The sequence below is a fragment of the Campylobacter sp. CFSAN122748 genome (assembly GCF_045277125.1).
Lineage (GTDB): Bacteria > Campylobacterota > Campylobacteria > Campylobacterales > Campylobacteraceae > Campylobacter_D > Campylobacter_D jejuni.
The window spans coordinates 166165-177434 of the sequence record NZ_CP116953.1; the positions used below are offsets into that span (position 1 = coordinate 166165).

Genomic DNA, 11270 nt, shown 5'->3' on the forward strand with positions numbered 1-11270 from the left:
ATTCACCTAATTATTTTTTAAAAATTCCAAGATTATATCAAAAATTTTTTTGTCTTGGCTTAGGAGAAGGAAATTTTCATTTTTTTCTATATATAAATTTTGATGAATTGCTAAAGCAGCTGCTGTATCAAAAATTCGTGTTTTTCCAAGAATTAATACAAAACTAAAATACGAAGCATAAGCGAGACTTAAGGCTGTTGCACCCAAAGAGCGAAATTTTAATTGATTTTTTGTTAAAAAATCGAGAAGTTTTGGATAAAGTGAAATTTTTTCAACTATACCTATTTTAGAAAATAGATTAGGTGTTAAGGGTGAGTATTTTGGATCGGAAAGATTGGATTTAAAAGCTTGATTGTTATTAAAAGCAAAAATTTCTTGACTGACAAGATTGCAAACAAAAGCACTTTTTGCCTGATCTTTTTCCATAAGAGCTATAGAAGTTCCATAAAATGGTATTTTAGAAACAAAATTTGAACTTCCATCCAAAGGATCAAGAATCATTTGTTTTGGGCTAGCTTTTCCGATCAATCCGCTTTCTTCAGAAAAAATTTGTCCAAAACAACTAAGATATTTTATGAAAATTTGTTCACATTTTAAGTCAAGCTCATAGCCTTGATTTTTATCATAGCCTAATTTAGAGCAAAGTTTAAGATCATTTTGTGGGATATTATTTAGATACTTGCGTATTTGCAAATTTGCATTTAAGCAAGCATCTAAAAATTCTTTCATTAAAAGCGTGTTCCAAGATTAAATTCAAAACTATTAGTATCATCACCTTTTTTATCATTAAGAGGTTTGGCAAATACAAGCTGTAAAGGTCCAATTGGTGTAATCCATTCAATGCCTATACCTGTACTCATTCTTTTTATTTCATCTAAATTTTTACGCCCTATCATACCATAATCAAAAAACACGCTACCACGAAGTTTGATTCTATCAATCAAAGGAAAACTAAGTTCTACAGAATTGGCAAAAGCTATGGTTCCACCTACTTCATCTCCCCATTGATTTTTAGGACTTACCGTTCTGCTTTCAAAACCGCGTATCGATCTAATACCACCTAAATAAATTCTTTGGTTAATTGGTAAATAACCTTCATTCCATACTTTATAAAAACTCGCTTTATAGCGATAAATAAGATCATATCCTATATAGTCTTGCAAACCTTGATAAAAGTTAAATTTAGAGCTTGATGAAATAAATTCTTGATCTCCGCCAAGTCCAGCGTATTCTAAACTAGTTGAAGCAATGATACCTGATCGTGGCAGATAATAATCATCTGTATTGTTAAAGGTGATTGCTGGAGTTATAGAGCTTTTAATACTTTTGCCAAGTTCATATCCTGTTCTTAAAAGAGTTGGACTTAAGTGATATATATCGCTTTGTTCAAGATTATAAGTTAAGCTTACATTATAGTATCTTGCAAATTGGCGTCCAACTGTTATATCAAAGCCGTAATTTTTTTCTGAATAATTATCCCATTCATAGTCATTTGAATAAAGTGTTCCACCCAGACTATATTGACTATCAAGAACGCGTGGATTTATGAGACTAATCCTTCCCGATAAGGTATCATCGCTTTTATCCACGCTTACAGAGCTTTTTATTCCTGAACCAAAGATATTTGTATCTGATAAAGAAGCATTAAGTAAAATACCATCGCTTGATCCATAGCCAATGCCTCCAGAAATAGCTCCTGTAGAAGCTTCTTTAACATCAACAATCAAATCAATATGTGTATCATCAACTTTTTCTTCTTTGATATTTACATCGTCAAAATAAGAAGTTCTTTTTAAAGCATTTTTTGACTCGCTTAAGTCTGTTCTATTGTATAAATTACCTTCTGTTATATATAATTCTCGGCGTATGACGCGATCTACGGTGCGTGAATTTCCTGAAATAATAACATTTCTTATATAAACTTTATCGTGAGGGATTACTTTAAATACAACGGTGGCTTCTTGAGTTTGATCATTTTTTTGAATATCAGGATAGACTTCTACAAACGCATAACCCAAATCAGCACTTTGTGTTTCTATGGTTTTAACATCTTTTCTAATGTCTTCGATATTGATAGTTTTGCCAGCGCTTGATCTTAAATCTTTTACGGTTTGTGCATTTTGCTTATCATCAAATAAAGGATTTTCTATGCTTATACTTTTAATTTTATAAGGCTTTCCTTCTTTGATAAAATAAGTCAAATTTGCTTGATAAGTATCTGTGTAGGTTTTAAGATAAGGGGAGGATACTTGAACATCTAAATATCCTTTTTTCATATATTCATCAGCAATTCTTGAACTATCGTTACTAAGTTCAAAAACTTTTAATTTTCCATCATTGCGTCCCCACATCCATCCCATAAATTCTTTTTCTTTGTTAACAACAGCAGGTTCTATATCAGAATATGAAAATTTCTTGGCTCCACTTAAATGAACATTATCAATAATGATATTTTCGCCACGATTTACTATAAATTCAAGCTCTAGTCCATCAGTATTTTCTAAAGTCTTTTTTTTGTATTCTACAATAGTATCAAAATAACTTTTTGCTTCATAATAAGCTTTAATGCGTTCAATAGCTTCTTTTATACTTCCTTCATCAAGTAGTGTACCTCTTTTAATCCCTAAAATACTTTCAACTTGTTTTCTATCATTAGAAGCTATACCTGTTATACTAACCTTTGCTATAGTTGGTTTTTCAGTAACTATAATTTCCAAAATTCCATTGTTGTTTTCTACTGCAATATTTTCGAAATAATTTTGTTTATAAAGATTAAGAATAGCAGTGTTGATTTTTGCAGGATTTATTTCCTCGCCTATTTTAAGCCCCGCGATATTTATAGCGCTTGTGTTCGATAAATGATTTAATCCGATAAATTTAATATTTTTAATGGTTGCTGCATTGGCCATAGCAACTAAAGCACAAATACTAATAAGATGTTTTTTCATTGATTTTTTACCTAAAGCTTTATTAAAAGCTGTATAATAGCAAAAAAAATTTAACAAAAAAACTAAGGTAAAAAGTATGAAAATAGCAATTATAGGGCTTGGGCTTATGGGTGGATCTTTAGGGCTTTGTTTGAAAGAAAATAAGCTTATTTCTTGTATTTATGGTATGGATTTAAGCAAAGAAAATGAAAAAGATGCCCTGCAATTAGGTCTTATTCATGAGCTTATAGAATTTAAAGATTTAGCTTTATGTGATATGATTTTTGTCGCAACTCCTGTTGATGCTATTATAGAAATTTTACAAAAGTTAGTTGATTTGCCTTCTAATGTAACAATTATAGAGCTTGGAAGTACAAAAAGAAAAATTATAGAAAGTTTGCCTAAGAATTTAATCAAACAAACTCTTTTTGCTCATCCTATGACAGGAACTGAAAATTCAGGTCCAAAAGCAGCTTTTAAAGAGCTTTATAAAGATGCAGTTTGTGTTCTTTGTGATAGTGAAATAGCTGATGATTTACATCAAAAAAGAGCGGTAGAAATTTTTTCTCATTTAGGGATGAAAATTGTTTTTATGGATAGTAAAGCCCATGATCATCATGCTGCTATTATTTCTCATTTGCCTCATGTTATAAGTTTTTCTTTGGCAAATTTTGTAATGAAGGAAGAAGATAAAAGAAATATTGTTCATTTAGCCGGAGGATCTTTTAAAGGTATGAGCAGAATTGCCAAATCATCGCCACAAATGTGGGAAAGTATTTTTTTACAAAATAAAGATAACTTATTAAGTTCTATTGATTTTTTTCAACAAGAATTAGAGAGATGTAAACAAATGATACAATTAGACAAAAACGATGAATTAAGAGAATGGATGAAACAGGCTAATACCCTAAGAGAAATTTTATAAATTTGCTAGATATTTACTGAAAATATAATAGAATTTATATTAAAAGCAACAAAAACATTGAAAATTTTTAAGGAAGGTTATGGCAAAAAGAAAAGGCAAAACTTATTTATCTGTTTTAATTTTAGTTTTAATAGCAATTTTGATTTTTTTTATTTCAAGATTAAGTATTTTTGAAAAAAATCCTCCTCAAATTTTAATGCCAGATGTTGTATATACTGATCTTAAAAAACCTATTTTAGTGCATATTAAAGATGATGAAAGTTCTATCAAAAACGTACAAATTATATTGCATAAAGACGACAATACTAGTGCAATGGTTATAGCAGATGAAAAGATTTCTAATTTAAAAGATATTACCTTACAAGTTGCTTTGCCAAAATTTGGTTACAAAGAAAATGTAAAATCTTTTGTTTTGGAGGTGATAGCTAAAGATTCTAGTTTTTGGAATTTTTTTAGTGGCAATGAAGCAAGAAAACAAATTGCGGTATTAGTAGATAATACGGCTCCAAAAATCAATATCATAAGCAATTCTTACCAAATCGAGCAAGGTGGTGCTGGGGCAGTTGTTTTTAAGGCTGATGATGCTAATTTAGATAAGGTGTATATAGAAACAAATAAAGGTAAAATCTTTAAAGCCACACCTTATGTAAAAGAAGGATATTATGCGGCTTTGATTGCTTGGGATGCAAGAGATGAGGAATTTCGTGCATTTGTTATCGCTACGGATAAAGCAGGCAATATTTCAAAAGAACGTATAAGGTATTATTTTGTTAATCGTAAATATCGTGTTTCAAATATCAATCTAACGGATAAATTTTTAGATGGAAAGATTGAGAATTTAGCAAATCAGTACGCTCCAAAAGATAATAATCTCAATCGTTATGAAAAATTTAAGTTTGTCAATGAAACTTTAAGAAATAGCAATGAAAAACTTATCCATGAAATCACTTCAAAAGTACCTGAGGAAAAAATTGATAATTTTGATTTGAATTTATTTTTACCTCTTAAAAATGGTATGAAAGTAGCGGATTTTGCTGATCATAGGTATTATTCTTATAATGGGCAATTTGTGAGTGATTCTTATCATATGGGGCTTGATCTAGCAAGCGTAGCACAAGCTCCTATCATAAGTAATAACGCAGGCAAGGTTGTTTTTGCTGCTGAAAATGGAATTTATGGTTTAAATTTAATTGTTTATCATGGTTTTGGAGTATATAGTCTTTATGGGCACTGTTCTTCTAAAAATGTTGATTTAGATGAAATGATTAATAAACAAAGCATTATAGGCAAAACAGGAACAAGTGGTTTAGCCTTAGGCGATCATTTGCATTTTGGAGTTTTGGTTCAAGGGGTTGAAACGCGTCCTGAACAATGGCAAGATAAAAAATGGATAGAAAATAATATTTACAATGTTTTAAATGATGGTAAAAAGATAATTTTAGGAAAAAATTAATGAAACAATTAACTTTAGCAAAAACTGTCAAAGGCGTAGGTATAGGACTTCATAAGGGTGAACCCATAGAAATTACTTTAGAGCCTTTAGAAGCAAATAGTGGTATAGTATTTTTTAGAAGTGATCTTAATGCAAGCTATAAGGCAAGTCCTGAAAATGTGATCAATACTCAAATGGCAACTGTTTTAGGAGATGAAAGAGGGTTTATTTCTACAATAGAGCATTTAATGAGTGCGATTAATGCTTATGGAATCGATAATGTACGCATTGTTTTAAATGCAAATGAAGCTCCTGTTATGGATGGATCAAGTATTAGTTTTTGTATGATGCTTGATGAAGCAGGGGTAAAAGAACTTGATGTGCCTAAAAAAATTATGGTAATTAAAAAGCCTATAGAAGTAAGAGATGGTAATAAATTTGTGCGTTTAACTCCTACTAAAGAACCCCGTATTAATTACACAATTAAATTTGACAATGCTGTTATAGGTGAACAAAGTTACAATTTTGAATTCAGCAAAAAAAATTATATAGAAAACATAGCAAGGGCTAGAACTTTTGGTTTTTTAAAAGATGTTCAAGCTCTTAGGAGTATGAATTTAGCACTAGGTGGAAGTTTAGAAAATACTATAGTAGTAGATGAAAATCGTATTTTAAATCCTGAGGGTTTGCGTTTCAAAGATGAGTTTGTAAGACATAAAATTTTAGATGCAATTGGAGATTTAACCTTACTTGGATATCGTGTTTTTGGAGATTATACTTCATATGCTGGGAGTCATCATTTAAATCATTTACTTACTAAAGAAGTTTTAAAAGATAAAGATGCTTATGAAATTGTAAGCCTTGAAAAAACAACCCAAAAAGCTTATGAAAAGGTATTTGCATAAAAACTTCTCTTTTACTTAATACTTTATCTAAGCCTTTAATGATCGGAATTTATCAAGATGATAAACTTATAAAAACTTATAAAAGTGAAGAAAAAGCAAGCAAATTTTTACCAAAAATTTTAGATGAATTGCTTAAAGAATATGATTTTACAAGTTTAATCTATGCTAATGGTCCAGGTTCTTATATGGGGATTAAAATTTCTTATGTAAGTTTGAGTACTTTAAGTATAGTAAAAAATATTCCTTTATTTGCGGTGAGTGCTTTTGAATTAAATGGCTATAAACCCATAAGTGCAAATAAAAATTTTTGTTTTGTATATAAGGAAGGTGAAATTTGTTTAGAGCAAAATATCCCAGCAGAGTTTTTTTTACCAAAAAATTTACAAGAGCTTAAACTAAATAATGATAATCTTCCCTTTTATTTTTTAGATGTAATTTAGGATGAAATTTGAAAATTTTAGTTCCAGCTACGAGTGCGAATTTAGGGCCAGGTTTTGATTGTTTAGGACTTAGTTTAAAGCTTTTTAATGAAACTCAAATCCAAAAATCAGGTGTTTTTAGCATTAGTATTGGAGGCGAGGGAAGTGATAATATTTTTCTTAAAAAAAACAATATATTTGTAAATATTTTTTATGAAATTTATGAAAAACTAAGCGGAAAAAAAGATAATTTTCGTTTTATTTTTCAAAATAACATTCCTCTTTCAAGAGGATTAGGAAGCTCTTCAGCTGTGATTGTTGGAGCTATTGCCAGTGCTTATTATATGAGTGGATTTAAGGTAGAAAAAGAACGTATTTTAGATGAAGCTTTAATTTATGAAAACCATCCAGATAATATCGCTCCAGCTACTCTTGGTGGTTTTGTGTGTTCTTTGGTTGAAAAAAATAAAGTTTATAGTATCAAAAAAGAGATTGATAAAGATTTAGCTGCTGTGGTTGTGATCCCAAATTTGGCAATGAGCACGGAACAATCACGCCAAGCTTTGGCCAAAAATTTAAGTTTTAATGATGCGGTTTTCAACCTTTCTCATGCTTCATTTTTAACCGCTTGTTTTTTGGAGAAAAAATATGAATTTTTAAAATTTGCAAGTCAAGATAAGCTCCATGAAATCAATCGTATGAAAAACTTACCCGAGCTTTTTGAAGTGCAAAAATTTGCCTTAGAAAATAAAGCTTTAATGAGCACACTTTCAGGTTCGGGATCGAGCTTTTTTTCTTTAGCTTTTAAAGATGATGCTTTAGCTTTAGCAAAGAAAATACAAACAAAATTTAAAGATTTTCGTGTGCAATATTTAGAATTTGATGATAATGGCTTTGAAATTTGCTAAAAAATATAAAAAAAAGATATAATTTTGAAAAAACATATACCAATTAGAATGTGCATAGTGTGTAAAAACCGCTTTGAGCAAAATATGTTATTTAGATTTAAAGTTGTTTTAGGAGATATTGTGCCTAAAGCAGAACATGGAAGAAGCGGATATTTATGTCAAAATTGTATTGAGAGAGAAGATAAAGTCTTACAAAAAGCATTTTCTAAAATATGTAAAAATTTAAATACTAAAATTACTCAGCAAGGACTTAAGGAGATATTTTTAAATGGCAAAGATTAGAATTCATGAAATCGCAAAAGAATTAGGTTATGATAGTAAGGAAATTATTGAAAAGGCAAATGAATTAGGACTTGGAATTAAAACAGCATCAAATGCTGTAGAACCTGAGATTGCGGCAGCTATTTATGAGTATATACAAACAAGAGAAATTCCAGAAGCTTTTAAGAAAAATATCAAAACTCCTACGGCAAAAAAGCCTAAAAAAGAAAATATAAAAGAACAAGAAAAGCTAAATGAATCTGAAAAAAAAGAACCTAAAAAAGAAGAAAAGCTTAAACAAGAAGTTAAAAAAGAAGAATTAAAAATTGAAAAAGAAAATGCAAAAGAGGAAGAAAAACAAGAAATTATTGATGCTCATAAGCCACAAAGCCTTGCTAGTGCAACTTTAGCCAAAAGACGCGGACTTGTTATTGTTAAAAAGAAAAAAGACGAAGAAGAAATTCAAGTTAAAAAAGAAGAAGTAAAAAATTCAAATGATATATCTATCAATAATGAAGAGCGCTTAAGTTTAAAAACTATGTTTTCAAATGCTGATGAGAGTTTAAAGAAAAAGAAAAAAGAAAAAAAATCTTTTGTTGCGAGTAAAAAAGAAAGTACCGAAAAAATGAATTTTTTAGATGAACATGATTTTGGTGATATTTCTTTAGATGATGAAGATGAGGTAGTATTACCTGATTTTAGTGTAAAAGAACAAGAAAAACCACAAAATATCAATAAAAAACAACCTAATTTTATAAGACAAGCTGTTGGAAATTCTGCGGGTTTTGGGCTTGAAGGTGGAATTCAAAGAAGAAGTCGTAAAAAACCATCTAAAAAGATTGAAAAAAAGGAAGTAGAAGAAGTAGGTAGCGTTGCTATTTCTAAAGAAATTCGTGTGTATGAATTCGCTGATAAGATAGGAAAAAGCACTAGTGAAGTGATTTCAAAACTTTTCATGCTTGGAATGATGACAACAAAAAATGATTTCTTAGATGAAGATGCGATTGAAATTTTGGCTGCTGAATTTGGTATAGAGATCAATATCATTAACGAGGCTGATGAGTTTGATTATGTAAAAGACTATGAAGAAGAGACTGATGAAAAAGATTTAGTGACTAGAGCACCTGTGATTACCATCATGGGGCATGTTGATCATGGTAAAACTTCTTTGTTAGATTATATTAGAAAATCACGCGTTGCAAGTGGTGAAGCAGGGGGTATTACTCAGCACGTGGGTGCTTATATGGTAGAAAAAAATGGACGTAAAATTACTTTTATTGATACTCCAGGTCACGAAGCTTTTACTGCTATGCGTGCAAGGGGTGCAAGTATCACTGATATTGTAATCATCGTTGTAGCCGCAGATGATGGGGTAAAACCACAAACTAAAGAAGCGATAAATCATGCTAAAGCAGCAGGTGTGCCTATTATTATTGCTATTAATAAAATGGATAAAGAAGCAGCAAATCCCGATATGGTAAAAACTCAACTCGCAGAAATGGAAATCATGCCAGTAGAATGGGGCGGATCTTATGAATTTGTAGGAGTTTCGGCTAAAACAGGAATGGGGATTGAAGATTTGCTTGAAATCGTGCTTTTACAAGCTGATATTTTAGAACTTAAAGCCAATCCAAAAAGTTTTGCTAAAGCAAGCATTATAGAAAGTTCTGTGCAAAAAGGGCGTGGTGCGGTGGCTACTATCATCGTGCAAAATGGAACACTTACTATAGGAAGTACCGTGGTTGCAGGCGAGGCTTATGGAAAAGTGCGTGCGATGAGCGATGATCAAGGTAAAGCCTTAAAAGAAATTAAACCAGGCGAATGTGGGGTTATCGTAGGGCTTAGTGAAGTAGCAGATGCAGGTGAAATTTTAATCGCAGTAAAAACCGATAAAGAAGCAAGAGAATATGCTAATAAACGCCACGAATACAATCGCCAAAAAGAACTTAGCAAATCCACTAAAGTTAGCATTGATGAGCTTGGAGCTAAGATCAAAGAAGGTAATCTAAAAGCCTTGCCTGTTATTTTAAAAGCTGATGTGCAAGGATCTTTAGAAGCCTTAAAGGCAAGTTTAGAAAAACTTAGAAATGATGAGATTAAAGTGAATATCATTCATAGTGGAGTAGGAGGAATCACGCAAAGTGATATAGAGCTTGCAAGTGCGAGTGAAAACTCTATAGTACTAGGTTTTAACATACGCCCAACAGGGGAAGTTAAAGAGCGTGCTAAGGATAAAGGCGTAGAAATTAAAACTTATAATGTAATTTATAATCTTTTAGACGATGTAAAAGCCTTACTTGGTGGTATGATGAGCCCGATTATTTCTGAAGAGCAATTAGGACAAGCAGAGATTAGACAAGTGATCAATGTACCAAAAATCGGACAAATTGCAGGTTGTATGGTAACTGAAGGGGTGATTAACCGTGGAGCTAAAATTCGTCTTATCCGTGATGGAGTTGTGGTTTATGAAGGCAATGTGAGTTCACTCAAACGCTTTAAAGATGATGCTAAAGAAGTGGCAAAAGGCTATGAATGTGGCGTAGGTATAGAAGGGTGTGATGATATGAGAGTGGGTGATTATATAGAAAGCTATAAAGAAGTAGAGGAACAAGCAAGTCTATGAACCCAAGTGAGATTAAAAAACTACGCACTGAAAGTATCTTAAAAGAGCTGATCCCTGAAGCTTTAGCAAATTTAGATGATGAAAATTTGAAAAATTTGTGTGTAGTGGATGTAGAGTGTAAAAAAGGCAGATACGATGCTTTTGTGTATCTTGATAAGATGTTTTTTAATGTTCATGAGCAAGAAAAAATTTTATCTTCTTTAAAAAAGGCAAGTAGAGCTTTGCAAAATTACTGCATGAGTGAGCAGGGCTGGTATAGGTGTCCGAATTTTCATTTTAAATTTGATGATAGGCTTGAGTATCAAAACCATATGGATGCACTTTTTGAAAAAATAAAAAAGGATAAAAATGAATCTTGAAGCCCTTTGCAAAGAAGCAGGACTTAGTTTTTATGATGATGAGCTAGTAAGTGAAAATGGCAGAAAAATTTATAGAATTTATGTACAAAAAGAAGGCGGGGTAAATCTTGATGATTGTGCAAGGTTTAGTGAAATTTTATCGCCTATTTTTGATGTAGAGTCACCTGTAAATGGAGAGTATTTTTTAGAAGTATCTTCACCAGGACTTGAAAGAAAACTTAGCAAGATAGAACATTTTGCAAAAAGTATAGGTGAACTTGTGAAGATCACAACCAATGAAAAAGAAAAATTCGAAGCAAAAATCATTGCTGTAGATGATGAAAATATCACTTTAGAAAATTTAGAAAATAAAGAAAAAACTACTATAAATTTTAATGATATAAAAAAAGCTAGAACCTTTGTGGAGTGGTGAAAATTTAGAAATATGATTTTTTAATTACCTTTTATATAATTAAATTTAAATATAAACACAAAAAACTATAAAATTTTATATTTGTAGGTTAAAAGGAAA

Annotated in this window: 11 protein-coding genes; 9 read left to right on the top strand and 2 right to left on the bottom strand. The window is 30.9% G+C overall.

Annotation, left to right across the window (positions count from 1 at the left end; genetic code table 11):
- Positions 1-6: 6 nt before the first annotated feature.
- Both OT390_RS00905 and bamA read right to left on the bottom strand, forming a co-directional pair.
- Complete coding sequence (locus tag OT390_RS00905; protein ID WP_002888545.1) at positions 7-729, bottom strand: inositol monophosphatase family protein; 723 nt, start codon at positions 727-729, stop codon at positions 7-9.
- Entirely contained in the window at positions 729-2948 is a 2220-nt protein-coding gene (gene bamA, locus OT390_RS00910) for an outer membrane protein assembly factor BamA (protein WP_032586517.1), read from the bottom strand. Before bamA ends, OT390_RS00905 begins: the two co-directional genes overlap by 1 nt.
- Before the next feature lie 76 nt (positions 2949-3024).
- On the opposite strand from bamA, the gene OT390_RS00915 reads away from it, so the two are divergent.
- From OT390_RS00915 to rimP, 9 genes are all read left to right on the top strand, one after another.
- The gene (locus OT390_RS00915) at positions 3025-3852 is read left to right on the top strand and encodes a prephenate dehydrogenase (protein WP_032586519.1); all 828 of its coding nucleotides are present in this window, start codon (positions 3025-3027) and stop codon (positions 3850-3852) included.
- A gap of 79 nt (positions 3853-3931) precedes the next feature.
- On the top strand, positions 3932-5305 hold the full coding sequence (locus tag OT390_RS00920; protein WP_002858680.1) for a M23 family metallopeptidase: 1374 nt from the start codon (positions 3932-3934) through the stop codon (positions 5303-5305).
- On the top strand, positions 5305-6189 hold the full coding sequence (lpxC, locus tag OT390_RS00925; protein WP_002869857.1) for a UDP-3-O-acyl-N-acetylglucosamine deacetylase: 885 nt from the start codon (positions 5305-5307) through the stop codon (positions 6187-6189). The genes OT390_RS00920 and lpxC overlap by 1 nt, the downstream gene beginning before the upstream one ends.
- Positions 6190-6227: 38 nt before the next feature.
- Positions 6228-6629, top strand: a complete 402-nt coding sequence (locus tag OT390_RS00930) for a tRNA (adenosine(37)-N6)-threonylcarbamoyltransferase complex dimerization subunit type 1 TsaB (protein ID WP_032586521.1) — start codon at positions 6228-6230, stop codon at positions 6627-6629.
- An 8-nt stretch (positions 6630-6637) separates the two neighbouring features.
- Positions 6638-7516 carry a homoserine kinase gene (gene thrB / locus OT390_RS00935; RefSeq protein WP_002851909.1) on the top strand — a complete coding sequence of 293 codons (879 nt, stop codon included), beginning with the start codon at positions 6638-6640 and terminating at the stop codon, positions 7514-7516.
- Positions 7517-7540: 24 nt separating this feature from the next.
- Entirely contained in the window at positions 7541-7798 is a 258-nt protein-coding gene (locus OT390_RS00940; RefSeq protein WP_002859353.1) for a DUF448 domain-containing protein, read from the top strand.
- The gene (gene infB / locus OT390_RS00945; protein ID WP_002868393.1) at positions 7785-10400 is read left to right on the top strand and encodes a translation initiation factor IF-2; all 2616 of its coding nucleotides are present in this window, start codon (positions 7785-7787) and stop codon (positions 10398-10400) included. The genes OT390_RS00940 and infB overlap by 14 nt, the downstream gene beginning before the upstream one ends.
- On the top strand, positions 10397-10759 hold the full coding sequence (gene rbfA, locus OT390_RS00950) for a 30S ribosome-binding factor RbfA (RefSeq protein WP_002778650.1): 363 nt from the start codon (positions 10397-10399) through the stop codon (positions 10757-10759). The genes infB and rbfA overlap by 4 nt, the downstream gene beginning before the upstream one ends.
- Positions 10749-11171: a ribosome maturation factor RimP gene (gene rimP, locus OT390_RS00955; RefSeq protein ID WP_071311216.1), complete on the top strand. Its 423-nt coding sequence runs from the start codon at positions 10749-10751 to the stop codon at positions 11169-11171. The genes rbfA and rimP overlap by 11 nt, the downstream gene beginning before the upstream one ends.
- Positions 11172-11270 lie beyond the last annotated feature (99 nt).

What these genes read in the sequence shown, in the direction of transcription:
- OT390_RS00905 (WP_002888545.1), bottom strand. Translation starts at nt 729, where the DNA reads ATGAAAGAATTTTTAGATGCTTGCTTAAATGCAAATTTGCAAATACGC.
- bamA (WP_032586517.1), bottom strand. Translation starts at nt 2,948, where the DNA reads ATGAAAAAACATCTTATTAGTATTTGTGCTTTAGTTGCTATGGCCAAT.
- OT390_RS00915 (WP_032586519.1), top strand. Translation starts at nt 3,025, where the DNA reads ATGAAAATAGCAATTATAGGGCTTGGGCTTATGGGTGGATCTTTAGGG.
- OT390_RS00920 (WP_002858680.1), top strand. Translation starts at nt 3,932, where the DNA reads ATGGCAAAAAGAAAAGGCAAAACTTATTTATCTGTTTTAATTTTAGTT.
- lpxC (WP_002869857.1), top strand. Translation starts at nt 5,305, where the DNA reads ATGAAACAATTAACTTTAGCAAAAACTGTCAAAGGCGTAGGTATAGGA.
- OT390_RS00930 (WP_032586521.1), top strand. Translation starts at nt 6,228, where the DNA reads ATGATCGGAATTTATCAAGATGATAAACTTATAAAAACTTATAAAAGT.
- infB (WP_002868393.1), top strand. Translation starts at nt 7,785, where the DNA reads ATGGCAAAGATTAGAATTCATGAAATCGCAAAAGAATTAGGTTATGAT.
- rbfA (WP_002778650.1), top strand. Translation starts at nt 10,397, where the DNA reads ATGAACCCAAGTGAGATTAAAAAACTACGCACTGAAAGTATCTTAAAA.
- rimP (WP_071311216.1), top strand. Translation starts at nt 10,749, where the DNA reads ATGAATCTTGAAGCCCTTTGCAAAGAAGCAGGACTTAGTTTTTATGAT.